Origin of the sequence: Bradyrhizobium genosp. P (assembly GCF_049949265.1) — a bacterium.
GTDB lineage: Bacteria > Pseudomonadota > Alphaproteobacteria > Rhizobiales > Xanthobacteraceae > Bradyrhizobium.
In genome coordinates this window covers 8,678,196-8,704,174 of the sequence record NZ_CP188195.1, presented here as the reverse complement: position 1 = coordinate 8,704,174, position 25,979 = coordinate 8,678,196, and the positions used below count along the sequence as shown (strand labels likewise).

At 62.4% G+C, this 25,979-nt stretch carries 19 protein-coding genes; 4 read left to right on the top strand and 15 right to left on the bottom strand.

The genetic code is table 11. The features are described from left to right. Positions 1-59: 59 nt before the first annotated feature. The 3 genes from ACP2YO_RS41755 to ACP2YO_RS41745 all read left to right on the top strand — a co-directional run bounded on the left by ACP2YO_RS41755 (position 60) and on the right by ACP2YO_RS41745 (position 3,900). The gene (locus ACP2YO_RS41755) at positions 60-1,319 is read left to right on the top strand and encodes a Zn-dependent hydrolase (RefSeq protein WP_426437014.1); all 1,260 of its coding nucleotides are present in this window, start codon (positions 60-62) and stop codon (positions 1,317-1,319) included. Further along, positions 1,289-2,962 (top strand): urocanate hydratase, encoded by a 1,674-nt coding sequence (locus tag ACP2YO_RS41750; protein WP_426443447.1) that lies wholly within the window; start codon positions 1,289-1,291, stop codon positions 2,960-2,962. The genes ACP2YO_RS41755 and ACP2YO_RS41750 overlap by 31 nt, the downstream gene beginning before the upstream one ends. 65 nt (positions 2,963-3,027) lie before the next feature. After that, entirely contained in the window at positions 3,028-3,900 is an 873-nt protein-coding gene (locus ACP2YO_RS41745) for a DMT family transporter (protein ID WP_426437013.1), read from the top strand. A gap of 580 nt (positions 3,901-4,480) precedes the next feature. Here ACP2YO_RS41745 and ACP2YO_RS41740 read toward each other — a convergent pair. The 10 genes from ACP2YO_RS41740 to ACP2YO_RS41695 all read right to left on the bottom strand — a co-directional run bounded on the left by ACP2YO_RS41740 (position 4,481) and on the right by ACP2YO_RS41695 (position 15,625). After that, positions 4,481-4,714: a helix-turn-helix domain-containing protein gene (locus ACP2YO_RS41740; protein WP_426437012.1), complete on the bottom strand. Its 234-nt coding sequence runs from the start codon at positions 4,712-4,714 to the stop codon at positions 4,481-4,483. Between the two features lie 119 nt (positions 4,715-4,833). Continuing rightward, on the bottom strand, positions 4,834-5,691 hold the full coding sequence (locus tag ACP2YO_RS41735) for a universal stress protein (protein ID WP_426437011.1): 858 nt from the start codon (positions 5,689-5,691) through the stop codon (positions 4,834-4,836). A gap of 51 nt (positions 5,692-5,742) precedes the next feature. Then, a complete protein-coding gene (locus ACP2YO_RS41730; protein WP_426437010.1) occupies positions 5,743-6,123 on the bottom strand; it encodes a TetR/AcrR family transcriptional regulator C-terminal domain-containing protein in 381 nt (126 codons plus the stop codon). Between the two features lie 66 nt (positions 6,124-6,189). Beyond that, positions 6,190-7,278, bottom strand: a complete 1,089-nt coding sequence (locus ACP2YO_RS41725) for an enolase C-terminal domain-like protein (protein ID WP_426437009.1) — start codon at positions 7,276-7,278, stop codon at positions 6,190-6,192. A 19-nt stretch (positions 7,279-7,297) separates the two neighbouring features. Next, positions 7,298-7,921 (bottom strand): isochorismatase family protein, encoded by a 624-nt coding sequence (locus ACP2YO_RS41720; RefSeq protein ID WP_426437008.1) that lies wholly within the window; start codon positions 7,919-7,921, stop codon positions 7,298-7,300. A 44-nt stretch (positions 7,922-7,965) separates the two neighbouring features. Continuing rightward, positions 7,966-9,144 carry an alpha-hydroxy-acid oxidizing protein gene (locus ACP2YO_RS41715; protein WP_426437007.1) on the bottom strand — a complete coding sequence of 393 codons (1,179 nt, stop codon included), beginning with the start codon at positions 9,142-9,144 and terminating at the stop codon, positions 7,966-7,968. 11 nt (positions 9,145-9,155) lie between these two features. Further along, the gene (gene mdlC / locus ACP2YO_RS41710; protein ID WP_426437006.1) at positions 9,156-10,742 is read right to left on the bottom strand and encodes a benzoylformate decarboxylase; all 1,587 of its coding nucleotides are present in this window, start codon (positions 10,740-10,742) and stop codon (positions 9,156-9,158) included. A 37-nt stretch (positions 10,743-10,779) separates the two neighbouring features. Further along, the gene (locus ACP2YO_RS41705) at positions 10,780-13,200 is read right to left on the bottom strand and encodes an alpha/beta fold hydrolase (RefSeq protein ID WP_426437005.1); all 2,421 of its coding nucleotides are present in this window, start codon (positions 13,198-13,200) and stop codon (positions 10,780-10,782) included. A gap of 36 nt (positions 13,201-13,236) precedes the next feature. After that, positions 13,237-14,631, bottom strand: a complete 1,395-nt coding sequence (locus ACP2YO_RS41700; RefSeq protein WP_426437004.1) for an aldehyde dehydrogenase family protein — start codon at positions 14,629-14,631, stop codon at positions 13,237-13,239. 220 nt (positions 14,632-14,851) lie between these two features. Further along, positions 14,852-15,625 (bottom strand): TetR/AcrR family transcriptional regulator, encoded by a 774-nt coding sequence (locus ACP2YO_RS41695; protein WP_426437003.1) that lies wholly within the window; start codon positions 15,623-15,625, stop codon positions 14,852-14,854. Between the two features lie 126 nt (positions 15,626-15,751). Between ACP2YO_RS41695 and ACP2YO_RS41690 the strand changes: the two genes are divergently transcribed. Next, a complete protein-coding gene (locus tag ACP2YO_RS41690) occupies positions 15,752-16,453 on the top strand; it encodes a TetR/AcrR family transcriptional regulator (RefSeq protein ID WP_426437002.1) in 702 nt (233 codons plus the stop codon). Between the two features lie 803 nt (positions 16,454-17,256). Here ACP2YO_RS41690 and ACP2YO_RS41685 read toward each other — a convergent pair. The 5 genes from ACP2YO_RS41685 to ACP2YO_RS41665 form a co-directional block, all read right to left on the bottom strand. Beyond that, on the bottom strand, positions 17,257-18,846 hold the full coding sequence (locus ACP2YO_RS41685) for a DHA2 family efflux MFS transporter permease subunit (RefSeq protein ID WP_426437001.1): 1,590 nt from the start codon (positions 18,844-18,846) through the stop codon (positions 17,257-17,259). A gap of 21 nt (positions 18,847-18,867) precedes the next feature. Further along, the gene (locus ACP2YO_RS41680; RefSeq protein WP_426437000.1) at positions 18,868-20,100 is read right to left on the bottom strand and encodes an HlyD family secretion protein; all 1,233 of its coding nucleotides are present in this window, start codon (positions 20,098-20,100) and stop codon (positions 18,868-18,870) included. A 1,257-nt stretch (positions 20,101-21,357) separates the two neighbouring features. Further along, positions 21,358-22,329 carry an HlyD family secretion protein gene (locus tag ACP2YO_RS41675; RefSeq protein ID WP_426436999.1) on the bottom strand — a complete coding sequence of 324 codons (972 nt, stop codon included), beginning with the start codon at positions 22,327-22,329 and terminating at the stop codon, positions 21,358-21,360. After that, the gene (locus ACP2YO_RS41670; RefSeq protein WP_426436998.1) at positions 22,316-24,646 is read right to left on the bottom strand and encodes an ABC transporter permease; all 2,331 of its coding nucleotides are present in this window, start codon (positions 24,644-24,646) and stop codon (positions 22,316-22,318) included. The genes ACP2YO_RS41675 and ACP2YO_RS41670 overlap by 14 nt, the downstream gene beginning before the upstream one ends. Continuing rightward, entirely contained in the window at positions 24,643-25,704 is a 1,062-nt protein-coding gene (locus ACP2YO_RS41665) for an HlyD family secretion protein (RefSeq protein WP_426436997.1), read from the bottom strand. The genes ACP2YO_RS41670 and ACP2YO_RS41665 overlap by 4 nt, the downstream gene beginning before the upstream one ends. Positions 25,705-25,979 lie beyond the last annotated feature (275 nt).

Genomic DNA, 25,979 nt, shown 5'->3' with positions numbered 1-25,979 from the left:
AGCCGATGGCAAACACTGCTAATGTTCGTGTGGATGGGGGGCGGTTGTGGGCCGATCTCATGGCGCTCGCCACACTCACCGACCCTGACAAACCGTATACAAGGCGCTGCTTCACGCCGCTGTTTCTCGAAGGACGGGCCTGGCTGACACAACGGTTTGCCGAGGCTGGCCTGTCGGCGAGGCTCGACGAAGGAGGAAACCTGATCGGCCGTCTGGAGGGAAGCGATCCCGCAGCCGGAACGATCATGCTCGGGTCGCATAGCGACACCGTCCCGTCGGGCGGGCGCTTCGACGGCATTGCGGGTGTCCTCGCAGGTCTCGAAGCGATCCGAACACTTCGCGATCACGGCATCCGCACCCGCAGCTCTGTCGAACTCGTCGATTTCCTGAGCGAGGAGCCCAGTGAATATGGCCTGTCCTGCGTTGGCAGCCGCGCTTTGACCAGACATCTCGAGCCCGCCATGCTCGCGTTCCGCGAACCGAATGGTGAACGGCTCGACGAAGCTATGCTACGGATGGGCGGCAATCCCGATCGATTGCGAGAGCCGCGACGCAACGACGTCAGCGCGTTCTTGGAATTGCATATCGAACAGGGCAAGGTGCTCGAAACCAGCGGCATCGACCTGGGCGTCGTCAGTTCGATCGTTGGCATCACGCGACTGGAAGTCGTCTTCGCTGGCGAGGCCGACCATGCCGGGACGACGCCGCTTGACCTGCGCAAGGATGCGTTGGTGGCCGCCGCGGCTACCATTACCGCCGTGCGAACGGAGGCAGAGAAGCGGGCCGCTGGCGACGCTTATTTCGTCGCCACGACCGGCGTCATCCAAAATGAGCCAAATGCAGCAAACGTCGTGCCGGGGCATGTCCGTTTGGTGATCGAAGCCCGCTGCGAAAATCACGATGCGCTTGCTGATTTTGTCGGCACTATCGGCCGCGCGAGTCGTGACGCGGCCAATTGGGCTCGGGTCGAGCGTCGTCAATTCACGCTGCTTTCTGATTCAGTGCCTGCGCTCTGCGATAATCGGCTGCGCAATCATGTCGTCAACGCAGCAACGAGCCTAGGACTCTCAACGCGAACTATGGCGAGCGGCGCCGGGCACGATGCGGCATTCCTCGCGAGGATTGCGCCAATGGCAATGATTTTCGTCCCCAGCCAGAATGGCAAGAGCCACTGTCCGGAAGAATGGACGGAGCAGAACCAGGTCGAGGCCGGAGCCGCCGCGCTCTACGAAACCATACGGCGGGTCGATGAGGATGGCGATTTTGCCAGGCCGCAGCGCCCTGCTGCATCACACATCACAACGGGAGTGAACGGGTGACGAATTCTCTGCCCATCATAGCTGCACGCGGCCCGGTGCTGCGATGCAAGGGATGGCGGCAGGAAACGATCCTGCGTCTGCTGGAGAACAACCTCGAAAATGCGGAGAGCCCCGCCGATCTCGTCGTCTACATGTCGTGGGCGAAAGCGGCGCGCAACTGGGAAAGCTTCGACCGGACAGTGTCCGCTCTCAAGCGGCTGGAGGAGGATCAGACGCTCGTGATGCAATCCGGCAAGCCTGCCGGGATTTTTCCCTCGCAGGGTACGACGCCTCTGGTTTTGATGGCGAACGGAAACGTCGTCGGTGCGTGGGCTGGCGATGACGATTTCCGTGCTCTGGAAGCCAAGGGCCTGACTGTAATGCCAGGCATGACTGCCGCCGCATGGCAGTATATCGGCAGCCAGGGCATCCTCCAGGGTACCTTTGAAACCTTCAGCGCCGTCGCGCGCCAGCATTTTAGTGGCAGCCTAGCGGGACGCCTGATCGTAACAGGCGGTTGCGGCGGCATGAGCGGTGCGCAGCCGTTGGCCGGTCAATTATCGGGCGCAGCTATCCTGGTCGTCGAAGTCGATCCGGAGCGCATCAAACGCCGCGTTGCTACCGGCTACTGCCAGCGCATGACGTCGAGCCTCGACGAGGCGCTCCAATGGGCCGTGGAAGCACGATCGTCGCGGCAAGGACTGTCGATCGGACTCGTCGGCAATATTGCGACGGTCCTCTCAGAACTGGTAGCCAGAGGCATCACCCCCGACGTCGTGACTGACCAAACTATCTGTGATCCGTTGCGCGGCTATGTTCCCGAAGGCCTGAGCGTCGCCGCGATGCAAGCCTTGCGTGACGGTGATTCCGAAGCACTTAAGCAGCGTTCGCTAGCTACCGTCGCCAAGCATGTGCGGGCGATGCTCGTGCTGAAGGAACGAGGGGCCGTTGTGTTTGAATACGGAAACAATTTGCGCAAACACGCGCTCGAGGCAGGCGTGTCCGATGCGTTCCGGTTCGGCTCCTTCATCGAACTCTATATTCGACCGCTCTTCTGCGATGGTGTTGGTCCCTTCCGTTGGATCGCTGTCTCCGGCGATCCAACCGACATCCATACAATCGACGATCTCGTGATGGACCTATTCCCGGCGGATCATCGCATCAGCAACTGGATCAAAACTGCACGGCAACACGTACAATTCACGGGCTTGCCCGCGCGGATTGGCTGGCTCGGACATGGCGAACGCAAGCGGCTCGCACTAGCGGTCAACGATCTCGTCAACCGCGGAGAGTTGAAGGGGCCGATTGCTTTTACCCGCGATCACCTGGATTCCGGTTCTGCCGCGTTGCCGCATCGGGAAACCGAAAACATGGTCGACGGGTCGGACGCCATTTCCGACTGGCCATTGCTCAATGCCCTGCTGAACTGTGCTTCCGGCGCCGACCTGGTGGCTATCCACGGGCTTGGCAACTGGGGGCAGTCCGCTGGCGTGACCACAATTGCCACCGGTTCGGCAGACGCGGCCGCACGGCTTGCCCGCGTCATGGACAACGATACCGCGATCGGAATCGTACGGCATGCCGATGCTGGCTATGCGTCCGCGGAGGCGGCGGCACTTCGCGAAGGGCTGGACCGTGCAATGCCGGGTGAACGGACGCGTTGAGTGCAGATTGACCAGCGTCGAAATCGCCGCTGGTCGGGCCTCCCCCTCAGTGAAGGTTCAAGCGCGTGCAAGATTTCCGAAACGTCACTCTGACCGCACTGGCGCTGTTTTGTTTTGCTGCGAATTCAATACTCTGCCGTCTGGCCTTGGCCCCTCGGCTCATCGACCCGGCGAGTTTCACAACGGTGCGCATCCTGTCTGCCGCAACCATCCTCACCGGTTTGATCGCTATCGGCCGTCGGAAGCTTCCAAGCCTTACAAAAGCGAATTGGCGCTCGACGGCCTCGCTGTTCACCTATCTCATCTTCTTTTCCTTCGCATATGCTCGTTTGAGCGCAGGGACCGGCGCGCTCATCCTTTTCGGTTCCGTTCAGATGACGATGTTCGGGGTTGTCTTGCGGCGAGGCCAGCGCTTGCGAAAATTATCGTGGGCGGGCCTCGGCCTCGCCGCCGCTGGGTTGGTCTATCTTGTAATGCCCGGTATCACGGCGCCGGATCCCGTCGGCCTTATCTTCATGATAATTTCCGGAATCGCGTGGGGCGCTTTTTCTCTGTTTGCCAAGGGTGTCGACGATCCGATCAAAGCTAATGCCTGCAGTTTCATCGGCTGCGTACCGCTGACGGCGATATGTAGCGTCTGGTTTTTGGAGGACTTCCACATGAGCGGAACCGGATTCTTTCTGGCCATTGCGTCAGGTGCAGTCGCATCGGGCATCGGATACGGCATGTGGTATTTCGCACTACGCTATCTGCCCACGACGCATGCCTCGGCTTTACAGCTTTTGGTACCGGCAATTGCAGCAATTGGTGGAGACGTCCTTTTGTCCGAGCCCTTCACTTTCCGTCTTGTAGCAGCGTCATGTGCGTTGCTCGGAGGCGTAGCAGTCGTTGTAACTCAACGGCCTCTAGCTCAATCTTCCGGGCGCTTATCGGCTTAACGCATTTGCACCGACCGAACTCGCAATCCCAGATATCGCTGATCCAGATTCCGCTCGTGATGCTCGCATTCGGAATTGGAGCGGTTACCTACGGGACCGCCACTCAACGATAGACCATGGCGGCAAGCGCCGGCGTCGCCAAGAACCCAGTCATTAGACCGCGGCGTGAGAGGGCGGGGGCTGGGTAGGAACGCGTAGTCGAACCGGCTTTTCGGCCGCTGCTGATACCAACAAAAAATAGCCGCTGCCATGCCTCTGTCCGAGATTGGCCCTTAGCGTCGATTTCAGAATGTCCGCTCGTTGGTCGGTATTTGGGTGGAAGCGGACGTTGAGCGATCCCTATCCAACAAGCCGATTTTATGAGTTCACGCCCAAATTCCTGCTGATTGCGCAGAGATCACCGTCGATCATTGCGGCAACCGGATCCGGGGTGACCAACCGTGCAAGTGGGGTATCGAGTGGGATCTTTGTGGACCAATCGACTCCCAACGTTTACCGTATTGATTTTATAGAGAGTTATCGATGACGAGAATCGCGCTGGGATATGTGTCTGGGCGCTGTAATAGGTGATTGTTCGTGATCATCCCGATGTCTCAAGCTCCGTCCCGCTCGATGTACTTATAGCACGGCAGATCACGAGATTCTTCTGATCCCATGCCTCTAGCTCAGCGAGCGGATAGAGGACTGCCTTGCCAATCTTTAGAAACGACGGTCCGATTTTCTTCGAGCGCCAGTTCCTCAAAGTGCCCGCGCTGACTTCTCCTCGATAGCGCGCGGAGACCTCATTGGTTGTGAGAAACGCAGCGGCAGCCAAAGTAGGATAACATCGGAGCGTGTTGACAGGGAACGCGAGTTCCCGCTGTTGTGCGGTTAGTAGACTTCGTCGGCATTGCTGAGAAAGTTGTCGCATACGAAACCGATTGGGCCGGTTGATCATCTTGATATGAGAACCGGCACGGGCATTCGCGCCAGCAGGGTCCGTGTCACGCCCCCGAACAGGACTTCCTTCAAGCGGGCGTGGCTATAGGCCCCGATGACCAACAGGTCGGATGCTCTCTTCAAGGCATAGCGGACAATGACCTGCGCGACCGGAATGCCTGAAGAACTCACCCGCTCGACGTCAACATGTGCGCCATGGCGGGCCAACTGTATGGCGATGTCGGCCCCCGGTGCGTCACCATGTTGGGGGCGGCTCCCCGGATCTATCACCAGAACCGTCACAGACTTTGCTGCAACGAGAAAGTTCAGTGAGTCGGATACGGCGCGTCTAGCCTCCCGGGTCGCGTTCCAGCCGACCAGAATCCTGCTCCCGATCGTCTCGCCCTCCCAGGTGTTGGGCACGACGAGAAGCGGCACTCCGCTCGCGAGCAGTATCCGCTCGGGCGACATATGCTCCGGAAGGCCATTCGGCATTGGATGCCCGACCACGACCAGGTCGGAATGAAGCGAGTTGGCGACCGCGTCCTCTGCGCTCCATCCCCGACCGATCGGACGAAACTCGCCGGGCAAGCCAAGTCTTGCACACATGGCTTGAAATTGCGCCCCAAGGACCGCTGCAGCGGCCTCGGCTGCGGCATCGAGTTGGTGTTCATAGGCGATCACGTGCTTCGCAGCCTCGCGGCCGCGAGCGTAGGACATCGAGGGAGGCAAAGTCACACCCGCGAAGGTGACGTGCACGCCGACCAGATGGGCGCCCCAGCGTTGCGCCAGGGCGGCGGCGTGAAGCGCCCGTTTCCGTCCCGAAGCGGTGGCGTCAAGGAACACGGTGATTGTTTTCAGATCAATCGACATGGGGAAGTCCTCCGATCGCAAGAAGAAAAGCTGCGCAGGTCAACCACGGTTTCAGATTTTACGATCCTCCCGGTCTGAGCGCACGCCAGAACGTCCGTCCGGCATGATGGATGTTGCTCTCGATGGCAGCGCCGAGATCGTCTGGCGGCCGGCCAAAGCGCGGAAATGCAATTCGCCCCGAACGACGTCGAAGAACTGCATTGCGATCCGCTCGGCGTCGACCGTGCAGATCCGGCCATGCCTGGCCCAGGTTCGAAGCGCCCTGGCAAGGCGGGCGGTCACCCTGTCCGGGCCCACGCAGTAAAAACTCTCGACGAGATCGCGAGAGCGCGGCCCCTCTGCCAGGATCAGGCGATGAAACCCGATTGCATCGGGACTCATCACCACGCTCATGTATTGCCGGGCAATAGCCACCGATACCCACGATTTCATGCTTCTCTCCAACGAACACTGGATTTTTCGGCTTTTGCGGATGGTCCCCCGCGCCTGTTTCGCCCATCACGAGAAAGCGTAGCGCGCGACTGCGTGCTCGTCCCAATCCAGCCCGAGCCCGGGCCCGCGCGCGGTGACCATGCCTTCAACCGGCAGCAGCCGTTCGGTCAGAACGGCGCCTGCAATGTCCAGATATTCGAACCAGGAAGCCGTCGGCGCGACGGCCATCACATGCGCGCTCGGTTCGACAAAGGTGTGGTTTGATAACGGCAGCGCCGCCGCTTCTGCCTGCGCCATCGCCGAAAGCCAGCCGGTGACGCCGCCGATCTTCATTATGTCAACCATCGCAAGGTCGGAGGCGCCAGCCGCGATGGCGTTCGCCATCCCATGAGGGAACCACCAATTCTCCCCTGTCTGAATAGGCACTGGGCGGACGCGCTCGCGAACGGCGCGATGGCCCGCAAAATCTTCGGCCGCCACCGGCTCTTCCACCCAGGTTAGGTCAAAATCCTGCAGCCAACGGATGCGCTCGACCGCGCTGGCGGTGGTTTGCGACTGATTGAAGTCGAGCATCAACCGCGCACCGTCGCCGATCATCCGCCGCACATCGGCGACGATGGCCACGTCGCTCTCGAGATCTTCTGCGCCAAGCTTGATCTTGATCGCCTTGAAGCCGCTCGCGACGGACGCTTCGAGCCAGGCCAAGTCGGTTCGGCGGTCGAGCATGCCGAAACTGTCATACGCCGGCAGCGGCCGTAGCTCGCCGCCGAGCAACACCGCAAGGGGAACGTCCATCGCGTGCGCGAGCGCGTCCCACAGCGCCATATCGAGAGTGCCGACCACCATGCCGGCAAATCCCTGCCAGCCGACCAGCTTGAGACGCTTCTCCATCTGCCGCATTCGCGTGCGCGGGCTCACGGGTTTTCCGACGAATTCAGGAGCGATGTCGCGCACGAACTGCGTAAGCGAACGCAGGGTGAGCGACGTGTAGGCGAACGCGTAGGCCCGCCCAGTCACCCCGGCGTCCGTTAACACATCGATCAGCAGCAGCGGGGCATCGAGCACGTCACCTGACGCCGTCCTGATCGGACGTGGCAGCGGCGCGACCACGGGCCGGGCTCGAATCTCCCGGACGGTGAGATCGGGAATTCTCATATGCTTTCTCCTCTTTGGTTCAGCTCAATCGAATGGCTTCGAGCTCCGCGAACACCTCCCTGCCAGGCGATGTCGCGAAGTCGGGTGCCAAGGTCGTGGCCAGTGTCGCCACGCATGTGATGACACCGCCGGCATGTTCGATCTGCCGGAAGGCCGCGTCTTCAGAGCGTGCGGACAGGCCTCCATTTGCATCGACGGGAAGCTGCACGGCATAGCCTTCACCGATCGCCCCCAGCGCCGCGTGCAGGCTGACGACTTCGGTCGCGAAGCCGGCGATGACAAGCGTCTTGCGGCCGTACGCGCGCATGACCCGTGCGGTCGCGTGGTCGAGGAACGGGCTGGCGGACACACGTGTGAACAGTGTCTGCGGGGAGGCAAAGGCCTGCAGCTCCGCGATCAGCTCCGGCGCAGACCCACTCTCAGGGACCATGCTGAAGGTCATCGGCAGGCCCAGAATGCGGGCAACTCTTGCCAGGACCGCGGCGGCGGCGGCAAGTGCCTTGGGCGAATTGGTTCGGCTGCGTGCGATGATCTGTGGCTGCAGGTCGCAGAAAAGAACTTGCGTGTCGGCATACGTCATCGTCCGGCCTCCTCTGGTGAAGCCGGTCGCCCCGGCGCCGACGATGAGGACTGGATCGGTCATGCGTTTCTCCTGTTGTAAGACCGCGAAGCCTTGACCCCGCAAACTCAAGCAGCAACTGAGTTACGAACCGATGGTGCCGAGGTCGCGGGCCTCGATCCGTCAGACATGACGTAGTCCGGCGAAAGCTGGGTGACCGATGGGCATCCTATTTGCGCCAAGGTCCGATCCACTTCACCCTCGAGCAAGCGAAGGACGTGGTCGACGCCGGCTTCACCAGCCGCCGCCAAGCCATAGAGCGTCGCGCGCCCGAGCAGCACGGCGTTCGCGCCGAGCGCCAGCGCTTTGACGATATCGCTGCCGCGGCGATAGCCGCTATCGATCAGGATCGGCGCCGAGATCCGCGCCCGGGTTTCCGCGAGAACTTCGAGTGATGAAACAGCCGTATCGAGTTGGCGGCTACCATGGTTGGAAAGGATCACTCCATCGGCGCCGGCTGCGATGCAGTGCTCCGCGTCGTCGGGGCGCAGGATGCCCTTCACAAACAGCTTGCGCGGCCAGAGTTTGCGCAGCCAGGCGAGGTCCTCCCAGCTGAAGCTGGTATCCATCTGTCGGCTCATCACGGCTGCCTGGACTTCGACATTCGAGGAGTCGGCAGTCGCGAAATTCGCCAGTTGTGGCATGCCATTGCGCATGAAGTCGAGCGACCACCGGGGATGCGTGAGGCCGTCATAGATCAGCCTTGGCGTATACCGCATCGGCAGACCGAAGTTGTTACGCAGATCGCGTTCGCGATTGCCGTTCACGCCGACATCGGTCGTCAGCACAAGCGTGGAGTAACCAGCCGCCTCGGCGCGACGCACCATCTGCTCCGCGAGCTCGCGCTGAATGATGTAGAGCTGGAACCAGAAGTCGCCTTTTGATGCGGCTGCCACATCCTCGATCGAATCATTCGAGGCGGTCGACAGCACGAAAGGAATGCCCGCCCGTTCCGCCGCGCGGGCGAGCAAGATGTCGCCCTTCGGCCAAAGTGCGCCGTTCAGACCGGTGGGCCCGATCATGAAGGGAGCAGCCTGACGTCGCCCGAACAGTTCGATGCCAATGTCGCGCTTGCTGACGTCGACGAGACGGCGCGGCATCAGCCGGTAGCGGTCGAAGACCTCGTGATTGTACCTCAAGCCGGTTTCATCGTCGGCGCCGCCTTCGAGATAATCGAAGATGATCTTGGGCAGGCGCCGCTGGGCGAGGGCGCGGTAGTCCTCGACGTTGACAGGTTTCGTGAACATGGCGAGCTCCGTCAGAATCCCTCGGCGAGGGTGGGCACTTCGATCAGGGTTGGGGCTTGCGAGCCGAGCGCGGCTGTGAGCGTCTGCTTGAGATCGCCGGTCGTGGGAGCGCTCACGGCCTTCACGCCATAGCCCTTCGCCAGGGAGAGGAAGTCGATGCCGGGCAAGTCAAGCCCGGGCACGGCGTCCACCTTCAGCACCTCGGCGAACCAGCGCAGCGCGCCATAGGTCTCGTTCTTCAGGATCAGGAAGATGACCGGGATCTTGTAGCGGGCGGCAGTCCAGAGCGCGGTGATGCTGTAATTTGCCGATCCATCGCCGATGATGGCGATGACACGCCGAGAGGGCTCAGCGAGCTGAACGCCAAGTGCGGCCGGCATCGCGAAGCCGAGCCCACCCGCCGCCCCGAAGTAGTAGCTTCCAGGTTCCTGCATCGGCAGTCGGCGCCACAGGAAGTTGGTCGTTGACGTCGACTCGTTCACATAGATGGCGTCTCGGGGCGCCGTCGCAGCGATGACGTCGAGAACCGCTTCGGGCGACAACCGAACTGCACCCATTTCCGCGGGTGCTGGTCTTTCCTGCGGCGTAGGCGACGAACGTTCGGACTTGCGCACGTTCGCGGCCAAAGCTTGCAGCGTCGCGTGGATGTCTCCAACGATTGCATCACCCACCGGCGCACGGGCTGCTTCCTGCGCATCGGAAGTCACAGCAATCAGATCGGCTCCATCGGGGAGATATGCCCCAGGCTCGTATTGGTGGTAACGGAAAACAGGAGCCCCGACGACGAGGATCAGGTCGTGCCCGGCGAGCGCCGTCGAAATCCCCTTGATCGCTGCCGGCAGCAGACCCCGGAAGTAGGGATGCGTGGTTGGGAACGGACAGCGTGGCGTCGACGGCGCTGCCCAAACAGGCGCGTGAAGTTTCTCGGCCAGACGAACCGCATGAGCGTTGGCGCGACGCGCGTCGACCTCCGGTCCGAGGACGAGCACGGGATTTCTGGCAGCGTTTAGACGCTCGGAGACGCGCGACAGTGACGGCGCATCGAACGATCCGACCGCATGAACCTGGCGGTCGAGCAGAGCTGACGATTGCGGTTCTGCTTCGGCCGCCCAGTCATCATAGGGCACCGAGAGATAGACCGGACCCGATGGCGGCAACGCCGCCATGTGCAGCGCCCGGCTCATCGCCAGCGGCACATCCTGAGCGATCGCCGGCTCATAACTCCACTTCACCAGGGGGCGCGGCAGTTGTGTCGAGTCAAGGTTTGTCAGCAATGCCTCGACGCCGATCATCGCGCGAGTCTGCTGGCCGGCTGTCAAAATCAGTGGCGTATGGGAATTCCACGCATTGGCGAGCGCTCCCATGCCGTTGCCGGTACCAGCCGCCGAATGAAGATTGACGAGCGCCGGCTTGCCGGTCGCTTGGGCGTACCCGTCGGCCATGCCCACGGCCACGCCCTCATGCAGGCCCAGGAAGTGGCGGAAGTCCGCCGGAAAGTCCTTGAGGAACGGCAACTCGTTTGATCCGGGATTGCCGAAGATCGTAGTGACGCCATGCCTGCGCAACAGGTCATATGTCACGTCATGAACGCTGGTCATGATCTCGCTCCTGTTTTTTCGTGGAAAGTCCTGGACTTCATTCAGCGGCCTCAGTCCGCTTGTGCTTCCCGAGCTTTCCCATGCCGGACGAGACCGGCTCGGTCTTGGTCGCAAACTCCTTGAGCACGTCCCGGAGTCTGCGATTGAACTCGTCCGACTTTTCCAGCATAGGGTAGTGGCCGACTCCTTCGATGGTGACCGCACCGAAGTCGGCGTATTTCCTGTTGGTCTCGACGGCCGTGGGAGTGAAGAACTGATATCCGCCGGCAGAGTTGATGCACCGCACTGGCACGCTGGCCTGCTTGAATGCCGCTACCGTGTCGACATCGAATAGGTCGCGCATGAGGGGCAGTCCCATCCTGGGGTCCTGCAACTCGGCCCGCCTAACGAGCCACTCCGTCAGCTCCGGACCTGTCGTCTCGTGGACCATGCCGGTGACCACCACGCGCATCGTGGCCCTGAAGTCCTTCTCGAAACCCGCCAAGAACTTCGTTCTCACCTCTTCTGGAATCTGGGACTCGGCATTGTGCAGACTGTCGATGCCGATCACCGCGACGACGGTCCCAGGCATCCGCTTGGCGGCCAGTAGGGCGATCGGGCCTCCCATCGAGTGGCCGACAAGGATCACGCGTTTCAGACCCAACGTCTTGACCACCGCCTCGATGTCGCCGGCCAGGCTGGCAACTGTCCACGCCTTACGGTCCTTGCCGGATTCGCCGTGCCCGGCCTGATCGAGTGCGACGACGCGGTAATCGGCAGCGAAGGGACCGATCTGGTGCTTCCAGTATTCGCGGTCACCGCACCAGCCGTGCAGGAAGACGAGCGCCGTGTCGCCCTCACCGCAGACATCGCCGACGATCTCAAGGGCATCATCGGCCCGGAACGTCTGCTTGACCGGCTTGGGCGCGCCCAGCCACTGGCGACAATACGCATCAAGTTGCCGCGCCGACGCGTGCTTACCGCTGGCGAAACCGACGTAGCCATCAGGGCGCACCAGAAATACGCCATCCGACCGGCCGAAGACCGCCTGAAAGCGCTCGCGGGCTTTCGGCGAAGGTGCCACCTCGACAATGCCAATGAGGGGGCACCACGGCTGCGCGGCCTCATACACATCGGCCGGAGCCGCTGCCGATTCCGCGAAACGCACAACCAGAAGCGAGAACCGGGACGGATCAAGCAAGCGGAACAGCGGTCCTTCCTGCCAGCCAGCACCACCCTCGCTGCGATGGCGCACCGGCAGGTCCGGCATGCGGTCGCCGGCATGCAGCCCTTCCTGCACGTAGCTGGCGGAGAGCGGACTGTTCCGATAGCCGATCGCAAGCTGCGTGATTTGGTTAGCTATAGCGTCTTGTGCTTTCTCCGCGAGTTGAGCCCAGGGGCCGACCTGCTTCTCGGAGAGTACGGTGTCAGTCAGCGCATCCGTCTTGGCCAGCACGTCGCGCATCACGGGCAGCCGCTCCTGCTCGTAGGTGTCGAGCAACGCAAGGGGCGCGTGCCCCTTCACCACCAGGGCCAGCTTCCACGCTAGGTTGATCATGTCCTGGATGCCGGTGTTCATGCCCTGAGCACCGGCCGGGGCGTGGATGTGGGCCGCGTCGCCGCCGAGCAGCAGGCGGCCAACCCGCAGGCGCGCCGCAATCCGGCTGTTGATGCGGAACCAAGAGCTCCAACTCATGTCCCGGAACCGCGCCGGGATAGGCGAGCGCTGGTCGTAGATCGCTTGCAACTCGGCAAGTGCGGGCGCCGCGTCCTTGCTGGGGCGGCTGAGCGGATTGGCGGCGATCACGCGGAAGCGCCGATCGCCCATGGGGAACACACTCATGAAGCCTTGAGCGGCGGAGAAAATGTGGGCGTCAGTCTCAGCGAGCTCGCCCTCGACGTGCACGTCTCCCAGAGCATATTGCTCCTCCCGCGTGTGGCCCTCGAACGGAAGGTCGAGGGTGGCCCGCACGGCGCTGTGGGCGCCTTCGGCGCTGATGAGCCAGGGCGTTTGGGCCTGCTCCAGCCGGCCGTCGGCGTGGCGCAGCACGACCCTCACCGGGTTCGGATCGGGGGAGAGCACGTCCTGCGCCAGACCAACCAGCTCGACGCCGCGTTCGATCCGGACGCCCAGCCTCTCGAGCGCGGTGCGCAGGATACGCTCGGTTTCGGCCTGCGAGATGAACAGGCTGTAGTGGTAGCTGCTGTCGACCCGCGTGAAGTCGAGCCGAAGGACGCGCTTGCCCGCAGCATAGATGCTGGCGGCAGGGCCGGGATTGCCGAGCCGGACCATCTCGTCCGCCAGGCCGCGCAGCTCGAACAACTCCAGCGTGCGCGCCTGCACACCGACAGCACGGGAAGTCGTTGCAGGAGCGGCTTGTTTGTCGATGATGCGTACGGGGACGCCGAAACGCGACAGTTCCAGCGCGGCCGTCAGTCCAGTCGGACCGGCACCCACAATTATGATTCGATTCAACATTGGTTGTCTCCTGTGTTTCGATGAAGTTGCGGAAAACTAAAAGGGATAGAGACCGTCGGGACGCCGCACGGTCACCCAGTGATCGCGGGTGAATTCGCGTAGAATCCACTCCCCGCCGAACCGGCCGATCCCGCTGTTCTTCTCGCCGCCAAAGGGCCCCGTCGGCGTGTCATCCACAGTGTGGTCATTGACGTGGGTCATTCCGGCTTCGAAGCGCAGTGCGAACTTCACACCGCGTTCGCGGTCCCGCGTGAACACTGCGGACGACAGACCGTATTCGGTCTGATTGGCGATGCGCAGCGCCTCCTCTTCGTCCTTGACTTTGATGATGGGGGCGATCGGACCGAAGATTTCGTCCTGTGCGATTGCCATGTCATTCGTCACGCCGGTGAAGACGTGCGGTGGCAATACTTGTCGGTCGGGGACGCCGCCCAGCAGCTCACGGGCGCCCTCCTTGCGCGCTCGCTCTATGCGGGCCAGATGACCGAGCAATTGTTTTTCGTTAATGATGGGTCCGATCGAAACCGATGGATCGTTCGGATCACCATATTTGAGTGTCTTCACGTGAGCGGTGAAGCGATCGACGAACTCATCGTAGATGCTCGCATCCACGATGATCCGGTTCGTGCTCATGCAGATTTGGCCCTGATGCAGGAACCGGCCGACAACGGCAGACCGCACCGCGTGCTCCAAGTCGGCATCGTCGAGCACGACGAGCGGCGCGTTCCCGCCAAGCTCCAGCGCCACTCGCTTGAGCTGAGGCGCCTGCATCGCGAGTGTCCCGATATGTCTGCCCACTCGCGTTGAGCCGGTGAATGAGATCAAGCGGGGGATCGGATGCAGGGTGAATGGATCGCCGATTTCCGAAATCGGGCCGATGACGACGTTGAGAAGACCAGGGGGCAGTCCGGCCTCTTCATAGATCTTCGCAACGAGAAGCCCGCCCGTGACGGGCGTATCTTCCGCCGGCTTGACAACGACCGCATTTCCCAACGCCAACGCAGGGGCGATCGAACGGTGGGACAGGTACATGGGGAAGTTCCACGGGCTGATCACGCCGATCACCCCGAGCGGCTGGCGATAAGCCCGGCTTTCCTTCCCAGCCTCGTCGAGCGGAAGAATCTTTCCTTCCATGCGATGTGGGAAGGACGCGGCTTCCAGCGTCACGGCATGCACAAACTGCCATTCAAGCTCGGCTTTGACACGGGTGCTCCCGGATTCGCGGACCAGCCAGTCCACGATCTCGCTGTGCCGCGCCTCCATGATCGCTGCCGAGCAGAACATGACGGCCGCGCGTTCGGCCGGTAGACGATCTGACCAGGAGACCTGCGCCTTCGCCGCGGCATGATAGGCCTCGTCGAGGTCGCTCTGGTTTGCCATGATCGTTTCGGCGAGCGTGACGCCGGAATACGGGTTCGTGTCGACTCGCACGCCACCGTGCCTTCCGGGGCGCCATGATCCGTTGATATATTGCCCGTCAAACCCTCGGTAGGGTGCCGGCGCGTCAGCTCTCCGCTCAGAGACGGGCTCATCATGCGTGGGCCGTGTTGTCGGAGCTAAAGAATTTTCCATGATTTACTCCTCGATTTCACTTGTTTGATCCAGCAGCAGATCGAACGGCGCCATCTCGATCTCAGTTGGGTTGTTAGACCTAGCGCCGCGCCGACGGCGTTTTTGCGTGCGCGGCAATCATCGCTTCGCTCAGGAGGAGAAAGCGGGAGCTGAGCTCGATGCGACCGACGCGCGGTGCCTTGATGCAGGCGCCGTCGAACAGCAGGAGCAGTGCGTCCGCAAGCATGGAGGGATTGCGGAGCCCGGCAGCACGGCACAGCCGAGTGAGCCGTCTGCGTTGAAGGGCGTTGTACGTATTGATCACACACTGCGCCGGGTGCGATTTTTCCTTCAACTCCGCCGCCGCCATGGCGAGCCGGGAGGCCCATCCGTTCGCAAGGCCGTCAGCCATCTCCGAAAGCCAGCTAACGAGCTGAACAAGAGCACTGGCAGAGCCGAGCGGACCGATGCCTGCCCAACAGACATCGAGCCGCTTGGCGGACTCGCGCAAATATTCTGCAACGAGTTCGTCCTTCGAAACGAAATGATTGTAGAGCGTCGGCTTAGCGCTCCCGGCTGCTTTTGCAATCGCCTCGACGCTGACGCCGGCAATACCGTGCCTGAGAAACAGCTCCGCCGCTGCAGATAGAATGCGTAGTCGAGGCGGGATTTTGGCGGTCTTTTGTTGTCCGACGCTCCCACTGCCGACGTCGATATCGTTGCTGCAGTGCTCGCCGTCTCCTGCATCGAAGTCGGCGTGACGATGGGTTGCGGAAGGCTTGAAGAGCCTGATGCGGGGCGGCCTGACTGGCCCAATTGCGGATGACCGCTGGTCTTCGTCGACCGCCGGCAGATTGCAGAACTTGAGGGCCATTTTCGCGCTCCACAGTAGAACCGCTGCCGCGCCTTGCGGAACGGGTAGCTATTTGCTATACGCCGTCGTCCATAAAATAATTAAGTGGACGATAATGTCCAGTAATTAAGGAGTCACAAGTCAGTGATGTCTATTGAACGCAAACCTGGAGGCCGCGGCCGGCCTCGTGACCCTGCCAAGCTCGAGGCGATTCTCGATGCGGCGTATGATCTTTTCGTTGATCGCGGCATCGCTGCGACGCCCATCGACTTGGTCGCCGAGCGCGCCGGTGTGTCGAAGATGACGGTGTACGCAAACTTCGCGGACAAGCCGGCCCTGCTTGCCGCTGTCTTCGATCGCAGGAGGAAGACCACGCACCTGCCGGACCTCCCGGTTGGGTCGAACCTGAACCTTTCGCTGGAGCGGCTCGCTGAATTCGGAGAAGTTGTCGTGTCGATCCTCACGCGGCCCGAGGTCGTCAGAGAGACGCGGCTGATGGCGGAATGCGCTGCGGACCAGCCGCGTTTGGCGACCGTGTTCTACACGGCAGGCCGCGGCGAAATCCTGAAGCAGGTTACTGCGTTCCTGAAGGGACTGACCGAGCGAGGAGGCCTGGCGATCGATGATCCAGAGCTCGCGGCCGAAGAGCTGATTGGTGCGTGGCTTGGAATGTGCGAAGTGCGCCAGAGCCTGGGCCTAGCTGGTCCTCCATCCTCGAAAGCTATTGCAAAGCGGGTCCGCTACGCCATCGACACGCTGGTCCGCGCCTGGTCAACGGGTGCCGAACCTGACAGCGCTGACAAGACGTATAAGAGGGCTCGATCGGGCCGGCCAGCCAGGAGCACTTAGTCAGCACTGTTAGTCCGGCGGCGGAGAAGGGTGGCTCCTGGGCGACGTTTTTCACCGCCTCACGACCGGTCGCTAAAGGGCTTGGCGGCCCATTGTCGCAGAACGTGACGCTGGCAACGCAAAGCAGAACTCCTACAAATCCGTTGCCAGTCACTCCCGACTGTCCTGCCGCGTTGATACCTCCAATCGAAATGCTGGCAATCCAATCCGGGTGTACGCGGGATTCGGCCAGCGCTTCGTACACTCCGGCCTGCTACGCGCCCAGCGTACCGCCATTCCTGCAACACCGGAGCCACTTGCTCGAAAGGAAGAAGAAGTTGCGCTCCACCGACGCTCGGTTTGATCTGGACGTTCATTTCCGTTCTCCGTATCGCTGGTCTAACGGGATCTCACCTTCCTTCGCCGATGGTTACCCCTTCCCGTCCTACCTGCCTCGGTCGCGATCCGGACTTCGCATACGAGTCGTCGGGATTGGTGTTAGGGCTTGCGCCGTCGCGTGCCATTTCCAGGCAGGTCAATAGTTCGACGTAGCTTGCAAAGCCGCCAATCGTGGTTGTGGCCACGCAGCCCATATGATCCGTGTCGCCGAACTGAGCCCATTGCGACTTAAGTTCAGAAAGCGCGGAAGTCTCGTCTCGCGAGCAGCGGTCGAAGGTGGAGGTCGAGCCGCCCTCTAAATGACATTCTCTCGCGATGTCGAACTGTGGGACGGAGTTGGAAACGGGAATAGGCGAAACGTCGCCAGAATTACGATCGGCAGATGCAGCAGCATATCAACCTCCTGGTTTGTTCAATGCTCAGTTTCAATGTCCTATCTGAACCGGACCGCCGAGTTTGACCTTGCGCAGGGCAAGCGCGAGCGGCACGGCGGAAAGCGAGATCAGCATCAGCACCCAGAACGCATCCATGTAGCCCAGGAACGACGCCTGCGCCTGCACCTGCGCGCCAATCCATTGAACGGCTTGGTCATGCGCCAACGCCAGCGAGCTACCATGCGACGCGAAGTAGTTCGTGATCTGTTGCAACGTATCCTGGTAGTTCGTGCTCGACGGAATCACCTGCTCGACGAGCCGACTCTGGTGGAACTGCTGGCGGTGCGCCAACACGTTAGAGACAACGGAGACGCCGATCGAGCCGCCGGTGTTGCGCGCTGCGTTGATCAAGGCCGAAGCCTGGTCGGTCTGGGTCGGCTCAAGACCGTCATATGAGGCGGCCATGATCGGCACGAAGACCAGCGGCAGTCCGACGCCAAGCAGCATGCGCGAGCGCGCCATGAACCAGAAGCCGAGATCGGCGTACACATTGGTCATGGCGTACATCGAAAGTCCGCAGAGGACCGCGCCCGCGACGATCAGATATTTGGGCTGCACCTTGGCTGCTACACGGCCGACCACGAACATCATCACCATGGTGACGGCCCCGCCCGGCGAGAGCACGAGGCCGGCCCAGGTGGCGGTGTAGCCGAAATCCTGCTGTACCAGTTGCGGCAGGAATTGCGTGGTCGCGAGCAGGATCGCGCCAGTCGCCAGCATCACCAGGAAGCAGGCGCCGAACTGGCGTGTCGCCACCATCCGCAGGTCGATGATCGGATTGCGGCGGGTTAGACCCCAAGGGATCATCAGCACGAACGCAAAGCCACAGATGACCGTGAACGTTACGATGAAGGACGAGCCGAACCAATCATCCTCCAGGCCACGGTCCATCACGACCTCCAGAGCGCCGAGGAAGGTGGCAACAAGAATGAATCCGACGGTATCGAACCTGGCGCCTTGTTGCTGCCCGGTCCGAGCGTCCGGGCGCAGAATCAGCGAGATCAGCGCCAACGCGATCAAACCGATCGGCACGTTGATCAGAAAGCACCACTGCCAGGAGACATTGTCCGACAGCCAGCCGCCGAGTGTCGGCCCGACCACCGGGGCCACCACTACGGCGACGCCGAACACGGCAAAGGCTTGGCCTCGCTTGGCCGGCGGAAACGCATCGGCAAGGATCGACTGGGCGACCGGCACCATGCCCCCGCCGCCGAAGCCCTGCAAAATGCGGCACAACAGCAGCGCATTCAGATTCGGGGCAAAGCCGCACAGGAGCGAGGCGAGCGTGAATGCTCCGAGACAGATCAGGAAGAAGGTCTTGCGGCCGAATTTCCTCGCAAGGAAGCTCGAGGCGGTCAGGACGATGGCGTTGGCGACCAAATAGGTGGTGACTACCCAGGACGCTTCGTCCTCGCTCACCCCCATGCCGCCGGCAATGTATGGCAGCGCGACATTGGCGATGGTGGTGTCGAGCACCTCCATGAAGCTTGCCAGCGCGACCAGGACGGCGATCACCCACGGGTTGACCGCGATGCCATTTGCGGATGCGGGAGGGACGGCTTTGATTTTCGCGGCACTCATGGGAACAACCTCTTCAGCCGCTCAAAGAGGGACGGGCTCGAGTTCGACTCGCGCGGTGGGGACGACCGACATGCCCGGGCCGAGCGCGACGTCGGCCGGCGGATCATCCATGACGATCTTGACGGGCACGCGCTGGACAATCTTGACGTAGTTGCCGGTGGCATTCTGGGCCGGCAGTAGCGAGAACGCGGTACCGGACCCGGGCTGGACGCTATCGACATGACCGCGGATCCTCCGTTCCGGATAGGCGTCGATCGTGAGCGTTACCCGATCGCGGGGTCGCATATGGTCGAGCTGATTCTCCTTGAAGTTCGCCGTCACCCAGATTTCGTCCGGCACGAACATGGTCAGGTCGGTCCCCGCCTGCGCGAATTGACCGACTGCGGCGCCCAGGTTGACGACACGCCCCGGCTGGGCCGCCGTCACCACCGTGTAGGACAGATTGAGTTGCGCCTGGTCGCGTTGGGCCTGGGCCTGCGCGAGGCTTGCAACAGCGCTGTTGCGTTGCGCCTTCAGCGCCTCGACTTGCCGCTGCGCCAGCTTCAGTGTTGCGTGCGCGCTTGCAAGCGCAGCCTGCTGCTGATGCAGTTGCGAGGTGTACTGCTGGGAGTTCTGAACCGTGCCATAGCCGGTTTGCTCGAGGTGCTGGTAGCGCGCCGCCTGCTGCTGCCCGAACACGAGCGCCGCCTGCGCCTGGTCCACCTGCGCCTGGTTGGCGGCAATCTGGGACTGCTGCACATCGAGCTGCGCGTCGAGATTCTCGATGCTGGCTTGCGCCGCGGCGACTTGCGCCTGCGCCTGCTCGAGCGACGTGCGATAGTCACGGTCATCGATGCGGGAGATCACATCGCCGGCTTTGACATGCTCGTTGTCGGTGACGGGGACGGCGGTCAGGTAGCCGGAGACTTTCGGCGCGATCGAAAACTGCCGCGCCGCGATGAACGCATCGTCGGTCGACTGAAAACGCGTGACGTGATCAACGTAGAGGTACCCGCCGCCCAATGCAGAGGCGAGAAGCAGCGCGCCGATCGCGGACTCGACCGGGCGGCGGCGCAGCAGACTACGCCTGCGCGGCTTCCGCTCCTCACCAGACCCGGGCGGAGACTCGGGCTGCTTGTCGGCAGGACCCGCAGGCGCCCGCGCGTGCTCGTTCCAGGACGGCGCCGATTCTCTTTGCAAGGCTGGGGCGGATTGCAGGCTTTCGATGCGCTTAAGTGCGGGCCCGCCCTGTTCCAGGACATCGTTGTCAAACATGACTACTCTCCTTTGCTGCCGCGGGAGTCCAAGCTGACGAGGCTCGCGCGAAAGAACTAGACCGGAATAACGGCCACCCGACCGCTTGCCGGAGGCGTAACGTTTTTCTGTACGATACAGTCCATAAAATAATTAAATGGACCAATATGTCCAGTAATTGGTTGTCACGAGTCGGTGATGCGATGCCCATGGACTTGTCGCCGAGCGTGCGTGTGTCGAAAATGACGGTGTACGCGACTTTCAGGACAAGCGGGCCCTGCTTGCTGCCTAGCGATCAGCGCCGAGCGCAGCCGGGGCTAGGGGCGAACGTTACGCCGCCAAACCGCGCCCAAGACGAGTGCTGACCGCACTCACTTCGTGTTGAATGGCGCTCTCAGCCAATCGCCGAATCGGGTGTTGCGCCTCCCCGATTTAAAACTGTGCAGCCGCAGATCGGCCGGAAGATATACCCCGGCGGGCCTTTTGCGCGACGAGGCCGCCGAATCTACGATCGAACCTTGGTGGGACTGGGCGTGCGCGAAGCGCTAAGTCTATATTGTTATCGTTTGTCGAATGCCCACGCCCTGGATGTAGCCAAAGGGTGGATCACGCTTAATCATTTCGGTGCGGGATCAGCAGGGACCAAACGGGCAAGTGGGGTATCGAGTGGGATCTTTGTGCACCAGCATTATTGATTCGTCTGAACTGCAATGCGGCTTAGGCTTCCATCATGGGTGTTGCTGTGTACGAACAGGCGCGAAACGTCGTTGTGTCATAGGTCACGGAGATGCGACGTCAGGCCCGCATGGATACGCGCCCCTGCGGGCTCGTGGGGCAGATGGCCGCGGGATGGCAATCGTCATTCTGACAAAGAGAAATTCTGTAGCTACCTCAATCGGCCAAAACACGTTGAAATGTCAGAATGGCTATTGAGAACACTGGAAAATCCGGCGACTTCCAAGCTGAATACGAGGGTTCGATTCCCTTCACCCGCTCCAGCCCTTTCAAAGACTTAGCGAGAGAGCCGGATTTCATTCTGACAAATCGGCTGCCTTACACTTTCTGATGCTCGCTTTTTGGATCAACTGTTTCGCGTGTCTCTCGACACGCTCTCGTACTCTCCGCTCCAGATCGATTGAAGTGCGATTGATCTCATCAAAGCCGAATATCCTGATTTGGCGAAGAGGTACTGAACGCACGTGCGGAAATCGGCGGCGATGGCGTAAAAATGGGACAGGTCGGACACGAGGCCTTTTCGCAAAGGCTTGCGCGCTCTTGCTAGTTCTCGATCCAAACGGTCATGCCCGGCTCAAGGCCGGCCATCCCTCCCTTCGGGTCGAGGCGCAGGCGCAGCGTGTTGCGGTCATGATCGCCAATCACCCGCTCGGCCTGCCAGGTGGCGAACACGCCGAGCGGCCGCAGCTCGGTGACGACCGCCTTGGTTGCGGCATCGGCGCCGCGCCGCATCACGTTCGCTGTTGCTCCCATCGCGAGACGATCGAGATGGTCCTCGCGCACGTTGAATGAGAGCCATTGCCTGCCCGCTGCCTCGACCATCAGGATCGGTTGACCCGCGCGAACATTTTCGCCGACCTCGGCGGCGATGACGCTGACCACGCCGTTGGCCGGTGCGCGCAACACCATCTCGTCGAGGCGGCGCTTGAGCACGGTCACCGCGGCAGAAGCGGCCTGCACCTGCGTGTCGGCGATCGCGCGCTCTTCCCGGGTCGGGCCCGCCACGGCCGCATCGTAATTGGCCTGGGCCTCCGCCACGTCGGCGCGCGCGCTGGCAGCGTCGTTCTCGGCCTGGTCGAGCGACTGCTGGGATTCAAAGCTCTGGCGCGCAAGCGTGCTGGTCCGGGTGAGCTGAGCCTGCACAAAGTCGAGACGGGCGCTGGCCTTGGCGATCGCGGCTTTCAGCGAGTCGACCTGCTCGCGACGGACGCCGGCATAGACATTGTTGCGGTTGGCGGTCACGAATGCCAGCGCAGCCCGCGCCTGGTCCGCCTGCGCCGTCAACTCCACCGCGGAGAGCCGCGCCAGAATAGCGCCGGCGCGCACAGTGGCGCCCTTCTCGACCGCAATCGACTGGAGTTGGCCGGCGACCTCCGGCTCCACCCTGACCTCGGTCGTGCGCACGACACCGACGATGGCAGGCGGCGCTTCGGAACGACGGCTGGAATAGACCAAGGCGCCCGCGACGAGCACGAGCGGGATCGCAATCGTGGCGGCGCGGCTAGCCTTGTGCATGTCGCTGTCCCCTCTTGACGACAAAGGCCGAGATCACCGCGAGCGCGAAATAGACCAGCGCCAGCAACCAGAGGCCGAGCCAGTCATGGGTGACCTCCCAGATACCGGCGCCGAGCTGATTGATGCGCACGAGACCGTCGATCGCGGAATCGGCAGGGAAAATCCGACCGAAGGTGAGGGCCACATCGGGAATCGCTTCGCGCGGCCATGCAAAGCCGGCCATGAAGAACTGCGGCAAGCTGGTCGCCAGCAGCAGGATGGTCGCATTCTCTGGTCGGGTAAACCAGGCGCCGACCGCCTGTCCCATAAAACTCGTCGCCAGCAGGAAGATGGTCGCGAGCGCGAAGATCTGCGGCAGATGGCCGAGCGTCGAGAAGCCGTAGATCCGCGGCAGCACGATGAGATAGAGCGCAACCGCTGGCAGGTAGATGGTCAGATGCGCGACGCCGCGGCCGAGCACCCCACTGAACGCGCCGCCGGCGCCCGCCAGCGCCGAGCCAGTCAGCATCGCCGCGCCGATCAGCAGGGTCTGCTGGAGGATCAACACGAAGGCCGCCGGAACGACATAGCTCGCATAGCCGCCGACCGGATTGAAGATCGGTTGAAGCAGAACGTCGGCCGGGCTCGAGCTTGCGAGCTTCGCCTTGACGAGGCTGCCATCCGAGCGACCGCCGCGCGACACCAACTCGGAGGTCAGGGCGCCAAGCGCGGTGGCCACGCCGCTCGCGGTTGACCTGAACACGAAGAGGTAGGTGGCATCCGCATAGACCGGGATGTGCGCGGTGATGCCTTTGAGCACGTCGCGCTCGGTGCCCGCCGGCATGTCGACGGCGGCAAAGGCCTCTCCGCGATCGATTGCGGTGTGTGCCTCCGCAAGCGTGCGGGCGCGAACCGCAACGCTCAATGCGCCGCTCGCATCCAGCGTCTCGACCATCCGGCGGCTGAGATCGCTGAGATCATTGTCGACCACCGCGATCGGAAGCTTGCGCAGGATCTGGTTCAGATAGGGCTGCGGATAATAGATGCCGTAGACCAGCGGTGCCAGGAACAGCACGCTGAAGGCGCTTCGCGTTCCCAGCACGCGCCGCCACTCCGCGGTGAAGGCGCCGCCGATGCCGCGCGGCGGGGGCTCGATCGCGGGTGGTTCGGCAGGTGGCGTCGTCTCGAACCAGCCCTTGCGCGTCAGGCTCGCCATGCGCAGCCATGCGAGGCCGGCGAACAGCAGCGCAAGGCCCGCGAGCGCCGCGAACGGGACGGCGGATTCCGCAACCGGCAATCCGCGCGCCGCCTGTCCCAGCAAGACGGCCATGTACCAGCGCAGCGGCAGGATCGCGCTCCACACATGCGCAAAGGCGTTCATGCCGACGGTGGGAAATCCGACGCCGGCATAGCCGAATGCGGGAGAGGCAAACAGGCCCGCAAGCCCGAGCCCGGTCGCGAGGTCGCGGACCAGCAGTTGCAGCAGGGCGCCCAGCGACAGATAGGCAATGATCAGGAGCGAGCCGGCGGCAATCATCAGCGGCAGGTCGCCCTTGAAGGGGACTTCGAGCGCGCCTTCGAGCACCAACGGCTCGGTCAGCATGATCACGAGGAAGATGCAGAACAGCGGCGCGAGCTTGCCCGCCAGCGCCGTCACCGGATCGCCTCCGGCACTCGCGAGCCAGGCCCGCGCATCGCGGCGGCGGAATTCGGAACCGACCGAGTAGCCTGCGGCGAGCGTCATCACCACGTGGATGATGGTCGGCAGCAGCGCGCGCAGCAGGAACTGTGCATAATTCTTCTGCGGGTTGACCAGCGCGATCGTCTCGCTCGAGAGCGTCCCGATCGAAGTCGCAGCAGGCGCGGCACGCCTGGCGGGAGCGGCCATGGCCGCCGCCGCGGACATCGCATCGCTCAGACCCGAGGACGCGATGCCAGCCGCCGTCAGGAACTGCTGGTTATAGAAGCCGACCACCTGCGGGCGGCGCTGCGCCTCGAGGTCGCGCTCGAAATCCGGCGGGATATGGATCGCCGAGATCGCCTTGCCCGAGCGGATGTCCTGCACCGCCGTGGACAATGTCCCGGAGCGGTCGACGATGTTCAGGCTCGGCGACGCTGCGACATATTCCACCAGCGCCCGCGAGGCGTCCGACTTGTCTTCGTCGACGATGGTTACGCCGAGGCCGCGGATGACCGGATGGCTGAAGACCGTGGTGAGCACCACGAAAGCAAACAGAGGCACGCCGAAGATTAGGAGCAGCGCCACGCGGTCATGGAACAGCCAGCGGCACTCGCGCCGCGCGACCAGCAGAAATCCAGGCCTGGGCGCCGGCTTCATGGCCGCCACCGCCAGTCGAGATAGGCGCTCATTCCCGGTCGCAGCTCGGGCACCGGCTGCACCGGGTAGGCGCGGATCGAAAATGTCCGCAGATCGAAATCGCCGGTCGCACGCGTGGCCCGCCAGCTCGCATATTCGCCCTTGGTGGCGACGAGCTTGACCTCGACGGTGACAGAGCGGTCGCCCAGCGCTGGAATACGGACATCGAAGCGATCGCCAACCTTCAGGCCTTTGACGAGATCCTCGCGAAGATCGAAGTGGACCCAGAGGTCGGCTAGATTGATCAGGGTGACGAGCGGGACGCCCGGCGACACGTACTCGCCAGGCTCCACGTTGCGCTGGTAGACCTGGGAGGCGATGGGCGCGTAGACTACCAGCTGATCGATGATCGACTGGACGCTCTGGATGTCGGCGCTGGCTTTTTCGACATTGCTCCCGGCAATGGCCCGTTCCTCCTTGGTGTAGCCGTTGACCGCCTGCTCATAGGCCGATTTGGCTTGGTCGACCGCGCGCTCGCTTTCATGCAGGGCATCGGTCGCCTGGTCGAGGCGGGCCTGCGGCGCGTTGCCCTGATCGGTCAAAGTGTGCGTGCGATCGTACGTCTTCTGCGCCAGCACGAGCGCGGCCTGCGCCCGCTCCATTTCCGCCTTCCGTGCCGCGATCACTTCCGCGCGCGTTCCGACTAGCACGTTGGCAAGCTGCGCGTCCGCAACAGCCTTGGCTGCCTTCATCTGCTCGTGCTTGGCCAGCGTTTCTGGGTTGTCGATCTGGACGAGTACCGCGCCGGCAACAACGTTCTGACCGCGTTCGACAGGGATCTTGCCGACCCGTCCGTCAACGCGTGCCGCAATATCGAGCCGCGTTGCATCGACCTCGCCCTGAACCAGCAAGGGTTCAGGCCGCAACAGATAGAAGACGGAAAGCCCGACAACGGCAGCCGCAACGACACCGACAATGATGGAGGGCGTGCGTATCGTGTTGTGCGCGGTTTTCACCCGTCCGTCACTCCGCGCGTCGGGTTTGCTTTGAACGTCGTTGTCAGAGCTCGGCACGTCCATGCCTGACTCCCTTTCTGATGGCCGGATGGTCATTTAATTTGTTCGGCTGTCAGGTCCAGCTGCGATCGCAAGGCGATGAATTTCTTGAGTCAGAGCCGACCATGTAACCTGCTCGTTGCCCACGCTTGGACGTTTGATGTCTGACTTGTTGAAAGCTGCTGCTCTCGCATCTGTGGTCGCGGGCTGGACCGCGAGGGATCGAGCAGCAGACCCATCCCAGCGATGACATTCCTGTCCAAGATGAATGGCGACGATTGCGTCATAGTCGCGTCACC